Origin of the sequence: Arenibacter palladensis (assembly GCF_900129275.1) — a bacterium.
Taxonomy (GTDB): domain Bacteria; phylum Bacteroidota; class Bacteroidia; order Flavobacteriales; family Flavobacteriaceae; genus Arenibacter; species Arenibacter palladensis.
Map to the genome: position 1 here is coordinate 203995 of NZ_FQUX01000003.1, position 21427 is coordinate 225421.

At 39.6% G+C, this 21427-nt stretch carries 14 protein-coding genes; 5 read left to right on the forward strand and 9 right to left on the reverse strand.

The window, feature by feature from the left end:
• Positions 1-44 precede the first annotated feature (44 nt).
• Positions 45-893, reverse strand: a complete 849-nt coding sequence (locus BUA60_RS11030; RefSeq protein ID WP_072861839.1) for a universal stress protein — start codon at positions 891-893, stop codon at positions 45-47.
• A gap of 329 nt (positions 894-1222) precedes the next feature.
• Here BUA60_RS11030 and BUA60_RS11035 point away from each other — a divergent pair, with 329 nt between their 5' ends.
• The 3 genes from BUA60_RS11035 to BUA60_RS11045 all read left to right on the forward strand — a co-directional run bounded on the left by BUA60_RS11035 (position 1223) and on the right by BUA60_RS11045 (position 2894).
• The gene (locus tag BUA60_RS11035) at positions 1223-2116 is read left to right on the forward strand and encodes a DnaJ C-terminal domain-containing protein (protein WP_072861840.1); all 894 of its coding nucleotides are present in this window, start codon (positions 1223-1225) and stop codon (positions 2114-2116) included.
• A gap of 67 nt (positions 2117-2183) precedes the next feature.
• Positions 2184-2471 (forward strand): chaperone modulator CbpM, encoded by a 288-nt coding sequence (locus BUA60_RS11040; protein WP_072861841.1) that lies wholly within the window; start codon positions 2184-2186, stop codon positions 2469-2471.
• A 207-nt stretch (positions 2472-2678) separates the two neighbouring features.
• The gene (locus BUA60_RS11045) at positions 2679-2894 is read left to right on the forward strand and encodes a hypothetical protein (protein ID WP_072861842.1); all 216 of its coding nucleotides are present in this window, start codon (positions 2679-2681) and stop codon (positions 2892-2894) included.
• A 63-nt stretch (positions 2895-2957) separates the two neighbouring features.
• Here BUA60_RS11045 and BUA60_RS11050 read toward each other — a convergent pair whose 3' ends face one another.
• The 8 genes from BUA60_RS11050 to BUA60_RS11085 all read right to left on the reverse strand — a co-directional run bounded on the left by BUA60_RS11050 (position 2958) and on the right by BUA60_RS11085 (position 16432).
• A complete protein-coding gene (locus BUA60_RS11050) occupies positions 2958-4001 on the reverse strand; it encodes a UDP-glucose--hexose-1-phosphate uridylyltransferase (RefSeq protein WP_072861843.1) in 1044 nt (347 codons plus the stop codon).
• Positions 4002-4006: 5 nt separating this feature from the next.
• Complete coding sequence (gene galK, locus BUA60_RS11055; protein ID WP_072861844.1) at positions 4007-5137, reverse strand: galactokinase; 1131 nt, start codon at positions 5135-5137, stop codon at positions 4007-4009.
• A gap of 172 nt (positions 5138-5309) precedes the next feature.
• Positions 5310-6443, reverse strand: coding sequence for a formylglycine-generating enzyme family protein (locus BUA60_RS11060; protein ID WP_072861845.1), 1134 nt, complete (start codon positions 6441-6443; stop codon positions 5310-5312).
• A gap of 44 nt (positions 6444-6487) precedes the next feature.
• Complete coding sequence (locus BUA60_RS11065; protein ID WP_245802532.1) at positions 6488-7474, reverse strand: M28 family metallopeptidase; 987 nt, start codon at positions 7472-7474, stop codon at positions 6488-6490.
• The gene (locus BUA60_RS11070; RefSeq protein WP_072861846.1) at positions 7464-9086 is read right to left on the reverse strand and encodes a beta-N-acetylhexosaminidase; all 1623 of its coding nucleotides are present in this window, start codon (positions 9084-9086) and stop codon (positions 7464-7466) included. The genes BUA60_RS11065 and BUA60_RS11070 overlap by 11 nt, the downstream gene beginning before the upstream one ends.
• A 96-nt stretch (positions 9087-9182) precedes the next feature.
• A complete protein-coding gene (locus tag BUA60_RS11075) occupies positions 9183-10739 on the reverse strand; it encodes an arylsulfatase (protein ID WP_072861847.1) in 1557 nt (518 codons plus the stop codon).
• Between the two features lie 157 nt (positions 10740-10896).
• A complete protein-coding gene (locus tag BUA60_RS11080) occupies positions 10897-12294 on the reverse strand; it encodes a DUF3472 domain-containing protein (protein WP_245802533.1) in 1398 nt (465 codons plus the stop codon).
• A gap of 46 nt (positions 12295-12340) precedes the next feature.
• Entirely contained in the window at positions 12341-16432 is a 4092-nt protein-coding gene (locus tag BUA60_RS11085) for an ATP-binding protein (protein ID WP_143153173.1), read from the reverse strand.
• A gap of 224 nt (positions 16433-16656) precedes the next feature.
• On the opposite strand from BUA60_RS11085, the gene BUA60_RS11090 reads away from it, so the two are divergent.
• Together BUA60_RS11090 and BUA60_RS11095 are read left to right on the forward strand one after the other, a co-directional pair.
• Entirely contained in the window at positions 16657-18021 is a 1365-nt protein-coding gene (locus BUA60_RS11090; RefSeq protein ID WP_072861849.1) for a Gfo/Idh/MocA family protein, read from the forward strand.
• Positions 18022-18229: 208 nt separating this feature from the next.
• Entirely contained in the window at positions 18230-21421 is a 3192-nt protein-coding gene (locus tag BUA60_RS11095; RefSeq protein WP_072861850.1) for a SusC/RagA family TonB-linked outer membrane protein, read from the forward strand.
• Positions 21422-21427: the final 6 nt, after the last annotated feature.

Genomic DNA, 21427 nt, shown 5'->3' on the forward strand with positions numbered 1-21427 from the left:
CAGCCAAGGGAAATACCAAAGCCCATCAGTAGATAATAGCATGGCTATCCCAACAACTGATAAGGCAAAACCATAAAAGGGATATTTGAATGAAAACCAATTTGATTTATTACCGGTTTTAAAAAAAGATTCTCCAAAAAACTGTGCTTGTTCTTTACCATAACCAACATCTGGTGATTCAGTTCTGCTTGAATACTATTGATAGCCTCGATGATTCCCTGATCCGGTAATTCATGAAACTTATGTTTAGTTTCCGCTAGTAAATGGTCCAACTTGCCTTTGTTCTTTTTCTGTTCTTCGCTGAGTTCATAACCGGAACGTACATGCATAATATCCATTGTTGATTTATGCACCTTAGCTATAAACAATACCTGCTTTATCAATTCAAAATTGTACTCTATTTCATAGTCGGTTGGAAATAGGATTTTTGTGGGCATCTCAATATCAAAATCAAAGGGGATGGCCAATACAGGGCATTTTGCCCTTTTTATGGTATGCACCGTGCTACTGCCCAAAAATATTTCCTTTGCCCCCGTGGCCCCTTGGGTCCCCATAATTAAGAGGTCTATTTTTTTACTTTCTACGAGTTCGTCAATTGCCTCCATTAGAACACTGAAGGCACTATAGGTTTTAAAAATATGCTTAGGGTTATTGAACTGCGAAATTACCTTTTGTTTTAGATCTTCCAATTTTGTTTCGGAATCTGTTCGATAAATATCCCCTAACCCCAATTGCCCCGGACTGTGCAATAGATACTCGGACTGATAAATAGCTGGAGTATAGGTATGCAACAAATGAAAGGTACAAGTTTCATCTTTAAGTAAACGAACGGCATAGGAAATGGCCTTATAGGCATTATCCGAAAAATCCGTGGGTATCAAAATATTTTTCATATAAATAATTTTTTATTGACCAATAGTGTACTAGTACCGAAATTTAAAGGAACAGTATTAATAAGTACCGCTTGAATAAATTAATTATTATCGTAATCAAAGTAATATTCGATTACATTTTTTAATAAGTTACACCGAAATTTAGTGAAATAAAACAGATCGATTCATGATTTTAATCAGTTGGATCCACAACTGATTTGGATAATTTTGCGGAAGGTATCTTTAACCCAGAAATATTTTATGACCTAGGGTTGATATAAATTCAATTATAATAATCGCTAATTGAAGTTTCAAAAATCGAATATGTATAAAGCATAAATAACTTCCAGGTGAAATTTATAGACTACTACAAAATCTTGGGATTGGACAAAAGCGCCAGTCAGAGTGAAATTAAAAAGGCTTATCGGAAATTGGCTAGAAAACATCATCCAGATGTTAACCCCAATGACAAGGAAGCCGAAAAAAAGTTTAAGGAAATCAATGAAGCCAATGAGGTACTTAGCGATCCTGAAAAACGTAAAAAATACGACAAATACGGAAAGGATTGGGAGCATGCAGAAGAGTTCGAAAAAGCTAGGGCGTCCCAACAATCAGCATATGGAAGGGGCGGGCAAAGTTATTCCCAAAGTTATGGGGAACATGATTTCTCTGATTTTTTCGAATCCATGTTTGGAGGTTCCGGTGGGTTTTCAGGAAGAGGCAAGGCCCGTTTTAGAGGCCAGGACCTAAACGCGGAGTTAAAATTGCACCTTAGGGATGTATTTACGACACATAAGCAAACACTGAATGTGAACGGTAAAAACATCAGAATTACCGTCCCTGCCGGAATTGAAAATGGGCAAACCATAAAAATTAGTGGTCATGGAGGGCCGGGCCATCAGGGGGGGCCTAGGGGCGACCTATATATTACCTTTGGCATCATAAACGATACGGCCTTTAAAAGGGATGGCAACAACCTATACACTACTGTAAACCTGGACTTATATACGGCTCTTTTGGGCGGTGAAATAATGGTGAACACCTTTGACGGACAGGTAAAATTGAAGGTTAAACCGGAAACTCAGAACGGGACCAAAATCAAATTAAAAGGCAAGGGCTTCCCCGCCTATAAAAAACCGGACGTTTATGGAGATTTGTTTATTACCTACAATCTTGTGACCCCTACCAATTTAACGGCAAAAGAAAAAGAACTTTTTAAGGAATTGGCTAAACTTAGAAAATAATTTTATCTATGAAAAGAGAAACCTTCGCTAGGGTGTTGAACCAACACATTCATAAAATTTAATCCATATGGAACAGGAATATATACTGATTACCGACTTTTGTATGAGTCACAATATAGAAACCCATTTCGTGATGGAGCTTTACGAATACGGATTGGTAGATGTTGTAGTTAAAGAGGATACACACTATCTTCCCATTCAGCAATTACCAAAAGCGGAAAAAATACTTAGACTTCATTCCGATCTCGACATCAACCTGGAGGGCATAGCGGTCATAACCCGACTTCTAAAAAGGATGGAAAAAATGCAAAATGAAATTACCCAACTAAAAAATAAATTGGATCTATACAAATAGGTTTAATTGGCCTCATGAGATGTAATTATACCACGAAATAAAGCAGATAATGGGAATCTAAATAGGTTTGTATCACCAGTAATCAAATTCATTTTAATTGCAGCTCTAAATGGAATAACATTATAATTACCAAAACTGATTTATATCATTTTGGTTAAGGTCCTGGATGCCTAATTTAGTCTCGATTATTAAATAAACCTTGATTCCATGACGACACTGCTTAAAGTTGAACAGCTTATATCCGAAGAAAGTAAAAACATTATTTCCAGAAACCTTAGTCGGATTTTAGATTTAAGAATATTGGATATTGATGTTATCAATAAAACTATAGCGTTGGTCTACAACAACCCCTATGTATTGGACAAAGCAAAAAAAGAATTGGGACGGGTTGGGTATTCCCTACAACCCCAACACTCCCTTTAATCTCCATTGTACAAGTTCCCCCTGGGGATTATCATAATTCCCAAATGTTAGAATTTAATTCCTCTATCCCAGCTGACTATAGTGAACATTGGATAACGACTTCATTGTTTCTGCTGCCTGTTCTGCCGTGATATCGCGTTGTGGATTGGCAAACATTTCATAACCTACCATAAACTTTTTTACTGTAGCCGATCGCAACAAGGGTGGGTAAAATGACATATGAAAATGCCATTCCGGATGTTCTTTACCGTCTGTTGGTGCCTGATGTATTCCTGCCGAGTACGGAAAGGAAGTATTGAAAATATTATCATACCTAATGGTAAGTTGTTTAAGGATTTCAGCGTAGGCCAACTTCTCGGACTCCGAAAGTAAACCAATATGTGCCAATTTTCTTTTGGGAAGGATCATAGCCTCATAAGGCCACACTGCCCAATAAGGAATAAGCGCTACAAAATGTTCATTTTCGACTATTATACGCTCGTCCAACTGTAATTCCTGTTCTAAATAATCCTCCAAAATGCTTCTACCATTCTTTTCCCAATATGCCTGCTGATTTCCAATTTTCTTATGTACTTCTTGTGGAATTTTATTCTGTGCCCAAATTTGTCCATGCGGATGAGGGTTACTGCACCCCATAATGTCCCCTTTATTTTCGAAAATCTGAACGTGATTAATGCCATCTAACGCACCCAATTCCTTATATTCCTTTTGCCAAAGTGAGATTACGTCAACAATGTCCGAAACAGTCATTAAAGGCAATGTAAGGGAGTGGTTAGGTGAGAAGCAAACTACCTTACAGATACCTGATTCGGATTCGGCATATAAAAGGCCATTTTTATAGGACTCTTCCTTTACATTGGGCAATAGGGCCGAAAAATCGTTGACAAAGGAATATGGCTTTTCATAGCTGGGATTGAACTCCCCTCCCATTCTTTCATTTGTGGGGCAGAGATAACATGAAGGTTCATACACCGGCAAGTCTGTGGCAGCACTTTTTTCGGTCTTTCCCTGCCATGGCCTTTTGGTCCTATGGGGAGAAACCAAAATCCATTCTCCCGTCAAAATATTTAATCTTCTATGCGGATTATCATTAAAACTATTTGTCATTACGCCTAATTTTGTATGTAAGTACCAGCACTAGGTTGTACCTCAAACGCCTCCAATTCTATATTGAAAGCCTCCTTATATGCCTTAGTGGCTTCCTCCACAAAAGCGTTAACCTTGTCTTTATGTACAATGTTCAAGGTACAGCCTCCAAAGCCACCACCGGTTTGTCTTGCCCCCAACACAGCATTGTATTGCTTGGAAAAATCGACCAAGAAATCGGACTCCGGACAGCTCACTTCATACAATTTGCTTATTCCTTCGTGTGCCTCGTAAAGTAAGCTCCCAAAGAGTTTTAAATCATTAGCCTTTAGAGCATTTGCCGTTTTTAACACCCTATCATTTTCACTTACAATAAAACTACATCTTTTAAAAAGCGTGGCGTCCATTGTCTCCTCAAATTCCTGAATCATGGTAGCTGTAACATCCCTTAAGGACATTACTTCCGGATATTTTTTCTTTATGATGGCTACTCCTTCCTCACATTCCCGCTTCCTCGTGTTATACTCACTGGACGCCAAGTTATGCGACACCTTTGTATTCAACATTATCATTTTGTATGGGGCTATATGTATGGGGATTTGCTGATGCTCAAGAGACTTGCAATCCAACAAAATAACATGTCCCTTTTCGCTCATTACGGAAGCAAATTGGTCCATGATTCCACATTGGGTTCCTACAAAGGTATGCTCTGCCTTTTGCGAAAGCTGCACTATATCCATTTTGGAAAGTCCCAGATCAAACAATTCATTAAGCCCAAAGGCCAGTCCACATTCCAAGGCTGCTGAAGAGCTTAGACCCGAACCCATTGGTAATTTACTTTCAATGGTACAGTCGAACCCCCTTAACTTATCCGTTCTCAGCAAAATTTCATTTAAAACGCCAAGAATATAGTTTTCCCATTCCACATTGCTCCTGGCAATTTTATCCAATTGAAGGGTGAACCCGGTATTATACCCCAAACTATAAAGGTTACATTCCTTTTCTGTATGGTTTCTTTTGAATTTAAAAGTGATTTTCTTCTCTATGGCCGTGGGCAATACATATCCAAGATTATAATCTGTGTGTTCCCCTATCAAATTGATCCTTCCTGGGGATTCAACAACTAGTTCAGGGGTGAAATTTTCCGGAAACGACATATACTTTAAAGTGAATTAGACGGCAAATATAAAAAAATATCTTTTATAAATGTAAATTTTACGTTTATAGTAATTATATATATAACTCAAAACGTCTTATTAAATCGTCTACAAAAAAAAATCCCCTTTGGCTTGCCAAGGGGGATTAATGAAATAATTTGAAAAATATAATTTATTCCGTCAGCATATCCACAGTAGCTACCGTCCTGAATCCCAAATGCTCCAAGGAAGAATCCAAGCTGGAAGCCATTCTGGAAGAGATCCTATAACTGGCACAATAGGAAGCATTACATAAAAAAGATCCACCCCTCATTACCTTCTCCTTGGCATAGGGCATATTTGGATTATATGGAGTGGAGGCTCCTTGGGGATTTACCACCGGACCATTTAAGGCTCCCAATTCGTTGTAATAGTTGGTATTGTACCAATCACTGGTCCATTCCCATACATTACCCGCCATATCGTAGAGGCCAAAATCATTGGGAGGATAGGATTTAACTTTGGCGCGCTGTTCATAACCATCAGCTTTGTTATTGGTAACCGGAAACTCACCTTCCCAGGTATTTGCCATTTGTGACAAAATGGAATCGTCATCGCCCCAAAAATAGATACTTTCGGATTTATTGCCTCTTGCAGCCCTTTCCCACTCAGCCTCTGTTGGCAACCTTCTGCCGGCCCATTCACAATAAGCCAGGGCATCCTCATAGGCCACTTGCACCACAGGTTCATTGTCCTTTCCCTTAATGGTACTTCCAGGTCCGTTGGGTTGTTTCCAATTGGCCCCGATAGTCCAATTCCACCACTGTGAAAAGTCGTACAGGTTGGGTACAGAAGTTTTCGTTTTTTTAAAGGTCAAAGAGCCAGGTTGCAAAATGGAATCATGGGGCTTGGGAGTACCTTCCGGGACTTGGGTTTTCATTTCCTCCCAATCTATTGCCCGCTCGGCTACAGTAACATAGCCCGTTTCCTTCACAAATTTTGCAAATTGGGCATTGGTCACCTCGGTAACATCCATAAAAAAACCATCCACTTTTACCTTATGAGCAGGTTTCTCATGGTCCATTGCCATCTTGTCCTGGGGTACGGCACCTTGGATAAATTCGCCACCAGGAATCCAAACCATGCCCTCCGGTACTTTTATATTTTCTGGCTTCTCTATTAAAATAGGAGTTGTGTCTACCACAGATTCGGCAACCTCCGTTATTGGGGCACTACTTTCAACTTTGTTTACCGACTTCTTATCCTCCTTGCATTGAACCATCAACCCCAATACAAGAAGGGCACCTAAAACATTAATTTTTTGCATTCTATAGTTTTTAATCCTTACAAATGTAAAGAACCAAAACGATTCTATTCCCCTTGTGGAATAAATTTCATGTCATATGTTGATGATGCCACTTTCATAATAGCATTAAATATATATTGGCAAACCTGTTTTTGTCCTTCAAAGTTAATCAGCTCAACCGTATCTTCAGGAGTATGGTATTGTGGATGCCCACCTGTATGAATTCCAAGGACGGAAATATTCTTTTTATAAAAGGAAACATGATCCGAACCTCCTACAGATCCAGCATGTACTACCGGAGACAAGCCCAATGGCGGCCCTAATTCCTTCATCAACTCCACACCGCCCGGAAAGGTTCCTGCTCCACCCATATAGACCTGCTTGGCATCGTTTAACCTGCCAACCATATCCATATTGATCATTAATTTAATCTGTGATAATGGAACAACAGGATTGTCCACAAAATATTTACTGCCCAAAAGCCCTTGTTCCTCGGCCCCAAAAGCGACCAACAAAACACTTCTTTTTAACTCGGTCTTGCGGGCCATTAGCATCTCCCCTATTTCCAATAATGCAGAGGTGCCACTTGCATTATCATCCGCACCATGGTGAATTCCAATTTTATCGGATTTTGATGATGGTCCGCCCCCCATACCCAAATGATCGTAATGGGCGCCTAATACAATATATTCATTCTTTAATAGCGGGTCATTGCCCTCTATAAAGCCAATAACGTTCCAAGTCTCCACGGCGCTTTTTGGCGTCTCTCCTTTCTTCACCCTTAATTGGGCCACAAATGGTTGCTTATAGGATTTCAAAAAGGGTGGTATTCCCGACTTTTTAAAATCCTTCTTAATATACCTAACAATCCTATTGTTAATTTTACCTCCGGGGTATCTACCCGAATTTTTGTCGGACGTTAAATAAGTAATATGTCCCTTAAGTTCATTGGTAGTAATGTCTTCCTGTGCTTGACATATATTTAGCAGCCCACACAACAAAAAACAGCTAACGCATATTTTCATGAAGGAGTTTCTGTTTTTATTTTTCATCAAAATCCTGTTTCTCAAATTTCTGTGGCAATACAATTCCATTCATTTTCCATTTTTCCAATAAATAACTAAGATTGGATCTAAAAACAGTGTAATCCTTTCTTTTCAAGGAAGACCAACCCACCTCTGCGTAGGCCGCTAACCTAGGAAAAACCATTCTGTCCATATCCTTAACCTCTGGTATCCATTCCCCCCACATTTGGCAACCGCTACCAATAACCTTATTATGAAAACTGTCTTCCAACCCTTCGGGAATGGGATCGAAACTATAGGCCTTTTCCAAAGGAATGTATTTATAGGAATAGTCCAAATAGGTATATTCATGATAGGAATTAACTATTTCATATCCCTCTCGAACAGCTTTGGATACCAAATCCAAATTTCCTTTCCAAAAATGGACCAAGGTATTCTGCGCCAAATTTTCTTTTACCTCCATATCCGTATCCTCCTGCCATTCATGTACATTTTCTCCCAAAATTTCATTCCAGCCCATCATTCTATGGCCATTGCTGTTTAAAAAATTCGATATTTTGTTAGTAAAGAAAATATGCATATCCCCAGGTGTCGCCAAGTCGTTCTGTTTCATAAAATCCTGAATTTCAGTTGAAGTTTTCCATGCATCAAATTTAACTTCATCCCCACCAATATGAATAATATTGCCGGGGAACAAGTCCATCACTTCCGTAAGAACGTTTTCAAGAAATTCATATACCCTAGGATCGGATACATTATAGGAGTCAGGCAACTTTCCAAACACCGTGGGAACCTCCTTGAGCTCCCCAATAGTACCCAACCAAGGATATGACGCAATTGCTGCCGATGCATGACCTGGCATTTCAATTTCGGGAATAATGGTGATTTGTCTTTCACTGGCATAGGCAATTATTTCCTTCACCTCTTCCTGTGTATAATATCCGGAATGGGAAACCTTAGATCGCTCCGGACTATCCCAACCACCAATTTGGGAATCGGACCTAGTGGATCCCACTTGCGTTAATTTAGGATACTTTTTAATCTCCAATCTCCAACCTTGATCATCGGTCAGGTGCCAATGGAAAATATTCATTTTTAAAAGTGACATCTGATCCAAAAGCTTTTTCACCTGTTCCTTTCCTTTAAAATATCTTCCTTCATCCAGCATAAAAGCCCTCCAAGCAAAACGAGGGCGATCTTCAATTTCGATTCCAGATAAAACCATATTTCTACCCTTGGAATTGGCAGTATCCATTAATTGCTGAAGGGACTGTATGCCATAGAAAACACCCGTAGTTGTGCCGGCCATAATGCTTATGGATTGGTCCCCAACATTCAGGGTATACCCTTCTTCGCCCAAGCTCGCTGTCAATTGTGGGTTTGTACCCAGTATAATTCCTTTATCCCCTTTTCCCTTGATGGGAAGATCTTTATGAAGTTTATCCTTTAGTATTTTCTGAAGAAAACTTGCATTTCCACAATTGGTATCGTCAGCTATAATTGGTGTCTTTGCCGTAATGCTAAACACCTCCTTCTTTATTACAACCTTCAATGGTTGGGGAATAATACCAGCATTTTGCCCAATACCAAGGAGGGGCAATAGAAAAATTAAGGACAAAACTGTTTTAAAATTATTCATACTTTAATAATATGTTTTTAACCAATATTGCATATTCAACACCAAACGTTACTTGGTAAGGTTATATTTATTGGGCAACATTCAACTTATTGTCCTCTAAAGGCCCTCACTAAGGACCGGAATCCTAAATTTTTCAATAGTTGGCTCCCTGTGCTGACTTTCCAAAATCTTAGCGGCTTTTTCCAGTATCTCAGGGTGTTGATCCGCCACGTTTGTAGTTTCCTTTAAATCAGTCTTAAGGTTGTAAAGTTCTAATGTAGGCTCATTTTTTTTATCCTTCAGATGAGTTTTTACCACTTTCCAATCGCCCATTCTAATGGCCAACTGTCCCCCATATTCAGGAAACTCCCAATATAGAAAATCATGTTCCTTTTGATTTTCTTGCGAAAGCAAGGTAGGTAAAAAACTAAGTCCATCCGTATAGCTTGGTTTTTCATAACCAGCAACATCCGCCAGCGTAGCCATGACATCATAATGTGCAGAAATATGATCCGTTTTACTAGCCGCCTTTATTTGTCCAGGCCAAGTTGCAATCATAGGTACCCTAATACCCCCTTCATAAACAAAGCCTTTTCCTCTACCATATTCACTTTTAAAAGGTTTTGCACTATCAAACCAAGGCGAATCGGTTCCACCATTAAAAGTTGGGCCATTGTCTGAGGTAAATATAATCAGTGTGTTTTCATAAAGTCCGTCCTCCTTCAACTTGGCAACCAGTTTGCCTATGTTCTCATCCAGATAAGAAACCATGGCGGCGTAACCGGCACGAGGGTTTTGATGTGGAAAATAACCTCTTTCCCCTAAGTAAGGCTCTTCCTTCCCGAACTTATTCTTATAATACTCCACCCAATTTTGTGGAGCTTGTATGGCGGCATGCGGTATGGGCGTAGCCCAGTAAATAAAAAATGGGTTCTCCTTATTTCTATCCACAAAACCTTTAAGCTCGTTAAACATAAGATCGGGGGCATAGTCGTTTAATGTATAGGCTGCATAACTCTTAGGATCGTTGTTATCTGCTCCTTTGGTCAATTTGGTATTCGGGGCAATGGTATCATTATTCAAATGAACCCTATTTTCATTCTTGTACAAATGCAATGGATAATAGGTGTGGGCCTGTCGCTGGCAATTATAACCAAAAAAGAAATCGAAACCCATTTTTGTAGGAATGGAATTGGTATGTGGAGCCCCCAATCCCCATTTACCGAACATGGCCGTACCGTACCCCACTTCCTTTAATTTTTTGGCAATGGTAATGGTGCTGTCCGGCATAGGACGTTGTCCCTCTAAAACAGAATCTTTGGCCATGGCCCTATAATTCCATACCTCCCCACGTTCTCCCCATTCCTCATTACCACGGATATGCGCATGCCCGGAATGGGTCCCGGTCAATAACATATAGCGTGCAGGAGCACATACAGGTGCACTAGTATAATGTTGGGTAAACAACATTCCATCCTTTGCCAAGGCATCAATATTAGGGGTCTCAATTTTTTCCTGACCATAGGCACCCACTTCGGCATATCCAAGATCATCGGCCAAAATGTAGATGATATTAGGTTTTCGGGATTCACTGGAAAGGACATCTTTTTTACTTTCATCCTTACAAGACAGTAGTGCTAATGGAATTAGGATTAAATAGCTTATTTTTTTCATTCTTAGTTTATTTCTGGTTTCTGGTTTCTGGTTTCTGGTTTCTGGTTTCTGGTTTCTATGTAATCCATTCTACTCAGGACAACCAACTTCTATTATCTTTTTTAATCGGTCACTTCTGAAATATTTCCAATTAACACATTTCCAAATTATATAATATCTATTGTATTGGTTTCTCCAGCAATGAAAAATCTATCACAGGAGGTACTCCGTTGGCCGTTCTTTCATGAAAAGTGTCTATGGTGGTCATTTCATTAAAAAAACCACAATTCTTCATAAAAAATTTGTTTCCAATAGCCCCACCGGCATAATCTTCCCTAGAACCCTTCCTAGCGGTTGCATCCGCAGTGAATTTAGCCTTGGTAAGTTCGTGCCACTGCCCTTTGGTGTCCATTATCCATTGGTTGGTATATTCCCCCATTCTGGAAATATGGCCCACTTCTGTCCTAAAATTCTCTAAAAAGGAATGTGGTCTTTTTAAATAGGTAGACGTATGTGGTCTTCTAAAACTGGCTATTAAATTCCATTTTTCAGATTCCACATCATAGAAATAGGCAGTATAATCGGTAGAATTATTTACAGAAGGCTCTCCCTTTAATAAAAATTTATAGGTATTGCCAGCTTTCCAATTGAACACCTTATAGCTTTGTCCTCCGGAGCCTTCGTTACCAAATTCACCTGTGGTTACCCCTTCTCCTTTGCCTAACAAAATTATTCTGTATTCTTCAGGAATACTTTTGGGGTCCTGGGTTTCAAATGGACTCCAAACCGAAAACAGGATCCTTCTTTCTGTTTCAGAATTTACCTGCATTCCAAAATAGCCCTCTCCGAAGCCATTCGCCATATAATAAGACCCGATAACATCCTCTTTTTCAGGGACCGTTATTTCGTTATAAAACCAAAGAATGTCCATATTTTCGGGCGTGGTGTAGCTTAAATGCACGGATGGTCCTCTTCTGCCCCAATAAAAATCTTCCTTTACATAAGTAAGCTTCCCATTGGCCGCCTGACCCCCAATAAGCACCTCAATGACATCCGCAAAATTATTGGCCGATTTTTCCATTCCCTGTAGTTCCACATAGTGATAACCAGGTGTGGAAAGCTCAAACACGCCTACGTCCACTGTTTCAAAATCCTGGTTGGACACTTGGATCTCTTTGGTGGTTCCGTCCAAGGAAACCCTGAGTTTGGAAGTACCATCGGTCACTTTAAGATTCAATCCTACATTTAATTGACCCGCTAGATCTGTTTTAAAATAGGTCCTAATAATTGTATTTGTATCGTTCCAATCCCGTATCCCCTTGTCTGAAATAAGATGGCGATTGTCCTTAACCTCATTTACGACCCAACTATTGCCTCCGGGCTTAATACTATCTGTTAGGCTCAATTTTTCCAAGGACATTCCTTCTGTTTTGTCCTGCTTGGATAAGGTTGTACAAGAGCCAAGAACTAATAGTAGCCCAAGTCCCATTATATTTTTGTATCCCATGCCTTTTAGCACAGTCTTTTTTGTAGCCATTGTAGCAAACTTGGCTTCAGCATTGGTTTTTATCATCATGTTGATCATTGAAATTTTACAGTTATCCTTGAATGTTTTGTCTTGTTCACTTTAATTTAAACCCCTCGTTGTGGCCTACTTTTCCCTTTAGCTTTCTTGGGCTCTTACCAAACTCCCTTTTAAAGCATTTTGAAAAATATTTGGGATCGTTAAAACCTACCAAAAAAGCCGCCTCGGATACGGAATAATTACAATCACTAATTAAAACAGCTGCCTTTTTTAGGCGCATGGTCCTAACAAAATCCACTATTTTCTTCCCAGTTAACCCTTGAAATTTTCTATAAATAGCAGAATAGCTCATGTTTAGATCCTGAGCGAGATCTTCGGTCTTAAAATCTGGATTACTAATCTGATTTTCCACAAGATTCACCAGATTTTCCAGAAAAACTTCATCTTGGGACCTATTTCCTCCATTTTTGGGCGCCGTGATTAGGTCGTTCTTATATTTCATTATTAACCTATCACTACGGGTAATGATATTATTCACCTTTAAAACCAGTTCATTAATATTAAAGGGTTTGTTTATATATTCCACAGCCCCAGCCCGTAGGCCCAGAATTTTATTCTTTGCTGCCTTTTTAGCGGTAAGTAGAATAATTGGAATATGGGTAGTGAGCTCATTTCTTTGAAGCATTTTACTCATTTCGATACCGTCCAATTTTGGCATCATAATATCACTTATTATTAGATCCGGGTTATGCTCCAGGGCCAGGGCATAGCCTTCTTCCCCATTTTCTGCCAAGAGAACATTATAGTAATCTGCAAAAATATCTTTCAAGGATATTTGTAGTTCATAATTATCCTCGACCACCAAAATGGTCTTAGCCAATTTAGCGGTAGTCGTACCTAAATTTTCCTCCTTCAATTCATATTCAACATCATCAACTTCCATAATAGCCTCTTCCAAGGTTACTTCATTTTGTACATTTTCATTCCTGTTTTTATCAATAGGAAAGCTTACGCTAAAACAGGTTCCCTTCACCGGGTCCGATTTTACATCGATCTTTCCATGGTGCAGGTCCACCAGTTCCTTAGTAAGGGCCAAGCCTATCCCCGTTCCTATTTTTTGCTTCCCTGTATCTGCCTGATAAAATAATTGGAAAATATTTTCGAGCTCCTCATTGGGAATACCAGGTCCTGAATCGGTAACGGATATTTTTACGTTCCTATCCCAATCTTCCACAATTACGTCCAACGTAATAGATCCCCCTTTAGGTGTAAATTTGAAGGCATTGGATAGAAGATTAAAAAAAATATGTTCCATTTTATCTTTATCATACCACATTTTCAATTCATCACTAGGGTAACTACATTTAAAATTGATACCCTTGAACATGGCCTGCTCCTCAAAGGAACTGGTTATTTCCGTTAGATCTGCAACGATATTGTGTTCGGCTGCCCTTAATACCAGTTTCTCCAATTCCTTGTCCCGTAGGGAGGTCAGTTCAAATACAATTCGGGACAATCTATTGGCATTGTTGGAAATTAACTTGAGCCGTTGTTGCAGCAGTACATTACCACTTTTTACCGCACGTTGCAACATGTTCTCCAAGGGAATCAAAATCAAGGTCAAAGGGGTCTGTATTTCGTGGGACATCTTGGCGAAGAAATCCATTTTTAAAGCATATAGCTCCCTTTCATGTTTGTGTTCCAGTTCATCTGCAATTACCCTGTTCCTTAGTCTTATCCAGATGACCATTCCATATAGGAGGCCGCCAAACAGAAGTAAATAAATCAGCTGGGCCGGTTGTGATCTCCAAAATGGCCTTAAAATACTGATGGCAACCGATTTTTCTTTTATGTCCCATTCCCCATTACCAGTACTGGCCTTAACTTCAAAAACGTAATTCCCTGGAGGAATATTGGTATAGGTTGCCAAACGTTCCTTTTCGGAATCGATCCAGTTATCATTAAACCCTTTAAGTCTATACGCATAAGTATAATTGGAAAACAGCACATTATCTATTGCCAAAAAACGAAACGAAAAAGATGATTGGTCATGATCCAGTTTCAACACCTCCAACTTCTCCACCCCCTGTTCCACTTGTTCGGGAATGACGTTGATAGCGGGTTGATTTAAGATATCGATATCTTCAATAAATAATTTAGCTACTGTTTCTTCTTTCTTAATCTGATTGGGTTTAAAGTAACTTACCCCATTTAACCCTCCAAAATATATATTTCCATCCCAACCCATATGGGCACTTCGCTGCATAAAGGAGTCATCTTGAAGTCCATCTATTTTTTGAAACACCCTCGATATAGAATCCCTTACATTTAAATGCCAGATTCCATTAGTTGAACCCAACCATAAATTATCCTGGTTCTCCAATATTACGGACCTAAAGATGGTGTTGTCATAGGTTCCGTTTATATCTATTTTCTCAACTTGTTGATCCTCAATGCTAAATCTAATTAATTCTCCACTAACCATTACCAACCAAATGGCATCAGCATTGCTGGCGGCCATGGACCAGATATCATAATTCCTATTGGTAATGAGAGTATCGGTTACATGTTGAAACCGGGTAAAATTGGATTTGGAAACATCACTCCCATCTTCGTTGAACCTAAATAAACCACCTCCATTGTAAGATAGCCAGACCGTCCCGGAAGCGTCTTCCACAACAGACTGGGAAATGGACCCCACCAATCCGGCTGTACCATTTTCGAAGCGTGCCAACAATATGTTTCTGTCCGAAAATAAATAAACTCCCATGTCGGTCGTTACCCATAATCTACGTTTGGAGTCCTTAAAAATAAAACGAACGTCCATTACCATATTATTTTTGGAATTGCTCAAGGGCAGCTTGGAGAACGAATTTCTTTGGGCATTATAAACCCACAGTCCATTTTTATAGGTCCCCATCCATATATTGCCACTATTATCCTCATTTATAGAGTGGATATAAAATCCTTTAGTTTGGGCGGAATTGTTAAAAAATTGCTCTTCCTTTCCGTTGGCAGCTACCTTGGTAATTCCGTCCCCGTCCGTCCCTATCCAAAGTGTTCCATCCTTTGCCCTATAAGAAGACAACACTCTGGCAGGGCTTCCCTGCACCGCACCGGAGTGATAATTTATCTGATTATTCTTATTGCGAAGTATGTTTATATCCCCATAATTGGTAAGTACCCATAAATTATTCTTTAGGTCTTCATTTATTCCAATTACCGTATTGGTGCTCAGGGAAAACCCATTAAGATGATTGTGCTTATATATCTTCAATTCCCCGGACTCGGTATCCAGCCTATACAGGCCATTGCCATCCGTTCCCAACCAAATAAAACCATTTACATCGCAATACATTGCTGTAAACAATTCATTTAACTGACTACTCCATCGCTGATCTATGATCTCGTCTTGAACAAAGGATTCTTTGTCAAAATCATAAACCATTATTCCATGCCCTACATAGGAGGAACCTATCCATAGTCTATTTTTTTTATCCAGCAGTAGTAAATTGTTATCGGCCAAGGTATAGTCATAGGGCACCTCCAATTTTTCCAGACGCTTGGTTCCCAAATAATAAATATAAATGGGTCCCTTTAAAGTACTTACTATAAGTTGATCCGATTTTCTAACGACCAAAGAATTAATTTCTTTAATTCCTGAAGCATTAACAGGAATAGTAGTTATACTATCCACAATTCCCTTACCGTGGTCATACGCATATATGGAACCTTTATCCGTAGCCAACCAAATAATACCATTATCCTCGTTGACAATATTGACCTTGTGCTTTTTCTGGAAACCCTTTACGGAGTTATCTATGGATGAAAAGGTTCCATTTTTTTCCAAATAGGATATTTGCCCATTCATGGATAGGACCCAAATTACCCCTTTCGAATCCCTCAATATTTTTTTTACCTCATCCGAAGCGGTATCCTCCTTAAAAATTGATCCTTTGGGCGTGAATTCAAAATTGTAACCATCGTATTTGGAAATTCCTTCCGAGTGGGCCAACCAAACAAATCCAAGGCTGTCCTGCACAGTATGGGTAACCTTAATATTTTGATTGTCCAGTTTACTGGAAAGGTGGATAAAATTGGCGGAATGCTGCCCAGATAAATAAGAACAGCAAAACAGCCCCAGCACATAAAGAGTGTATATTTTATTCCTATTTAATTTCTTGCTCAAGGCGCTTAATTTACTGTTAATCCTTTCTTTTTCTGTTCGAAACAAATGTACCCATAATTGGTGTCAACTTAAAGGAGGTGTTTTTTGCAAAAAGGTGGAAAAAAACTTCAAATATCGAAATTATCCGAAAATTTACCCCTAGAACGCAAAAAAAGGACACCTAAATAATTAACACAATATTAATATTTGCGAAACATTAATAAGAAGTAGCTATTAAAGTAAATATGAACCAGAGAAGAAATTTTATTAAGAAGACCGCCATTACGGGAGCAGGTATAGCCTTGTTGCCTAATCTCAGTTTAGGAAATGGTTTCGCAAAAGACTCCCAAAAAATAAAAGTTGGGGTAATTGGTGTTGGACTAAGGGGGACCAATCATTTGGACAACCTACTAAAGAGATCTGATGTTTTAATCACGGCCATTTGTGATATAGACCAAAACAGAATTGATATTGCACAAGATCATATACTAAAGGCAGGTCAGAAGAAGGCCAAAGCTTTTGGGAAAAATGAGCAGGACTACAAAAATCTTTTGGCACTGTCGGAAGTAGATGCCGTGGTCATTGCAACACCTTGGTTATGGCATACCAAAATGGCCGTAGATTCAATGAAGGCCGGTAAATATACTGGTCTTGAAGTATCGGCCGCCAATACCCTTGAGGAATGTTGGGACTTGGTAAATACTCATGAAGAAACCGGTTCCCATCTAATGATATTGGAAAATGTTAATTATAGAAGGGATGTACTTGCCGTATTAAATATGGTAAAACAGAATGTCTTTGGAGAACTTTTACACTTCAGATGTGGATATCAGCATGATCTGCGTGGGGTAAAATTCAATGACGGAAAAACGGCCTACGGAAAAGGTGCCGAATTTGGCGACAAAGGCATCTCCGAATCGGCTTGGAGGACGCAACACTCTTTATTGAGAAATGCGGACGTCTATCCAACACACGGTCTTGGACCTATCGCTGTTATGGCAGATATAAACAGGGGCAACAGATTTTTATCACTTACCTCCCATGCTACCAAAGGTGTTGGTCTGCACAAATATATTGTGGATACGGCCGGTGAAAATCATCCCAATGCCAAATTAAAGTTTAAGCAGGGAGATATCATTACCTCTACTATAGAAACCTCCAACGGGGAGACCATCATAGTTACCCATAATGTGAACAATCCCCACCCCTACTCCTTAGGATTTAAAGTTCAGGGAGCCCAAGGACTTACGGATTTCGACTACCACACGCAACGAATCCACATAGAAGGTACTACTGAGGGACATGGATGGGAAAATATGGATTCTTGGTTCGAAAAATATGATCACCCTCTTTGGAAAAAATTTGGAAGCAGCGCTACTGAAGCTGGTCACGGGGGTATAGATTTTTATGTAATGAATGCCTTTATAGAGTCGGCCAAGGAAAATATTGCCCCACCGATGGATGCTTATGACGCTGCGGCTTGGAGTGCGGTTACTCCACTTTCCGAACTATCTATAGAAAATAATGGCGAACCACAGGATTTCCCCGATTTCACCAGAGGCACGTGGATCAAGAGAAAACCATATAACTGGATAAAGGACACATATTAAGAAGTGAATATTGAATTACTTATTGAGTTGTTTGAGTGAGTTGTTTTTCAAAACCCATTTCATGAAAATGGAATGGGTTTAAAAAAGTAGCCAACTCTACATCAACACTAAAACCTTAAAAAATATGGATAGAAGCATTAAAAAAAATTAGCTCGAAAAGAATTTTTCAAACATTAACATCAACCGATTATTAATTTAAACTAGATCAATGAAAAAACCATTTTTTTATTTACTAATTCTAATTTTGAGCGTAGGTCATTTTGCCCATGCCCAAAATATAACGGTCCAAGGAACCGTTTTCGATGACAATGGAGTACCATTACCGGGTGCTTCTGTCGTAGTCAAAGGAACCTCTACCGGTACACAAACCGACTTTGACGGTAATTTTTATATAAACGTACAGGGTCCACAGTCCATTTTAGCAGTTTCCTATCTTGGCTTTAAGCCACAGGAAATCCTTGTGGGAAACCAAACACAGGTCACTATCACCCTGGCTGCAGATGCCACACAATTGGACGATGTAGTTCTGATTGGGTACCAAAAGGTATTTAAAAGGGATGTTACCAGTGCCGTTTCAAGTATTAAGAGCGATGATATTGAAGGAATACCTGTATTGGATGTATCAGGACTAATAGCTACCCAAGCTACCGGAATCCAAAGTGTGAATATGACAGGTGCACCCGCAGGTCGTGGAGCTCTAATTATTCGTGGTAATACAAGTATAGGTGGGGATATTGACGCCGATTTGGCATACAGTAGTCCATTATATGTAATTGATGGGGTTCAGACAAGTCTTGAGGATTTAGCAGGTTACGGTGTTTCCAACGTTGACTTTTTAGCTTCACTTAACCCTAACGACATAGCGAGTATAGATGTACTTAAAGATGCCTCCGCTGCGGCCATTTACGGATCCAGGGGAGCCAATGGAGTTATAATTATCGAAACCAAGAAAGGTGTAGCACTGGACAAACCGGAATTTTCGTTTTCCACCAGTTTAGGCTTACAGCCAAAACCCAACTTGGTCCCCATGTTGGTAGGAGGTGCTGAACGCCAAGCCAAAATGGAAATGATCCAAAGATGGTGGCATACGGATGAATTACAATCCGGACAAACACCAATGGTATTGACCGATAGTATAAACCCTGCCTTTAATAATAATGTAGATTATCAAGGTCTTTTTTATAAAACCGGTATTGATCAGCAGTACGATTTTAGTGTCCGCGGGGGTAGTGAAAAAACCAACTATAGGGTTTCCTTAGGTTATGATAACCAAGAAGGTGTTATAAAAGGTACCGGGGTAGACAGGGTTACCTTTTCCTCCAACCTTAATTTTAAGGCAGGGGAAAAATTTCGCAACCAATTAATTACCAGGTTTACACATACCGATCTACAAACTGGACAAGGAAATCCTTATCAAGGAAGTTTCAACCTTAACTCATCCCTACCAGTAGATCCGGCCGGACTTCAATCTTCCCTATTTTATATTACGGACGAAAGAAAACAGTCCTTAAGTGGGGAGCTGGAAGGCAAGTTAAACGAGGATAGGACCGTAAACTTTACCATCTCCAACTTTGCTACGTTTGATCTTCTACCTAGTCTAAGCCTAAATTCACAACTAAGCTTTGTTTATGACAGCAATAAAAAGAACTTTTATGAGCCGTCTACTATACGAACGGAAGGAGATGGCTTTGCTAGTTACGCTTTGTACAACAGGAAAAACTTGACCGCTGAAACCTATTTAAGCCTCTTTAAAAACATAGGCGCCAATAACGATCATGAAGTAACTGGAGTATTGGGAAATAGGGTAGATTATAACCAATACGAAGACATGGCCATGACCGCCTTTGGTTTTGGTAGTGATGCTATTCAAACAATTAACAACAGGTACACCCAAGACCAAATAAGTGGATATACCGATATTAGTGCCAATGCCCTGGTATCCTATTTTGGACGTGTGAGCTATAAGTACAAAAATCGTTATATGGTGGGTGGAAACTTCAGTATTGATGGTTCTTCCAGGTTTGGTAAAGATGTACGTTGGGCCAAGTTCCCTTCCCTAAATGCGGGTTGGGTCATTTCGGATGAGCCCTTCCTTAAACCCCATATTTCCAGTTTTATAGATTATTTAAAGATCAGGGGTAGCTGGGGTATTAACGGGAAGCAGTTCCCAGAAAATTACCTACGTTTCGGAAAATACAATTTAGGTTATGGTGGAAATCCTTACTGGGCCAACCAAATGAGCGTTTCCAGTTACGGAGGTGTTACCGGGGTTATTCCAAATTATGACCAAATTGGAAACGCATCACTTTCTTGGGAAGAAACTGAACAGTGGAATGTTGGTTTTGATCTGGATATGTTCAACAGAAGGGTAAGTTTGGCTTTTGATGCGTATAACAAAAATACAGATAAACTATTTTTTGACGTAGCTTTCCCTGCTTATTCAGGCTACAACTCGGCCCCTACCAACGTGGCTGGTGTTATTAATTACGGTTGGGAATCCATGCTACGTTACCACGTTTTCCCTAGGGAGAACGACCTTAGAATGGAATTGTCCGTTGGTTTTGCCCAAAACAAAAACTACGTTTCCAAATTGCCAAATGGCAACCAGGATTATATAGGTGGAGATTATGGTTATGTTGTAGGTCGTCCGCTTAACCTGTACAAGATGTTCATTAATGATTATATCATTGATGATCTAGATCAATTGCCTGTAAATCCATTTACTGGAGAACCTTTGCAAGGAAAATCCGCTTGGGCCAATATCCGTCCAGGTTTTCCAATATGGCAAGATCTTAACGGGGATTACTTACTTAATGAAGAGCACGATCTAAAATTAACTACAGACTACTCTCCTATTCCCGATATAACCGGTTCTTTCAATATAAACTTGCAGTACAAAAAATGGTACTTCCAGGCCTATAGTCAATTCTCCTTTGGTGCCGATATAAAGAATACCGTATTAAACAGTTATATGGATAGCTACGATAGGGGTGGTGATGATTGGGCCAGAAGAGGACTTGCCGACCTAAGTGAATATACATTCTGGCAACAGCCTGGTGATGGTGCTGCCGGTGTGGACTTTCCTGCCATGTACCCACAGAGTCCAACACTTGGAGCATTTTACGGCTTCAGGGGCAATCAGACCCTTTGGATAGAAAGTGGTGATTATTGGAAAGTTAACAATGCTTCCATTGGATACACTTTTGATCAGAACGATAACTTCATGAAGAACATTGGCCTATCCCGTTTAAGAATCTACGGAGCAATGTTGAACCCATACCAATGGCAGAGATCCAAGAAGGTAGTAGATGCCTCCATGGTTGATGCCAAAGGACATACCTATGGAAATGGATATCCACAAGCTAGGACAATTACCATTGGAATTGATACTAAATTTTAAATTATA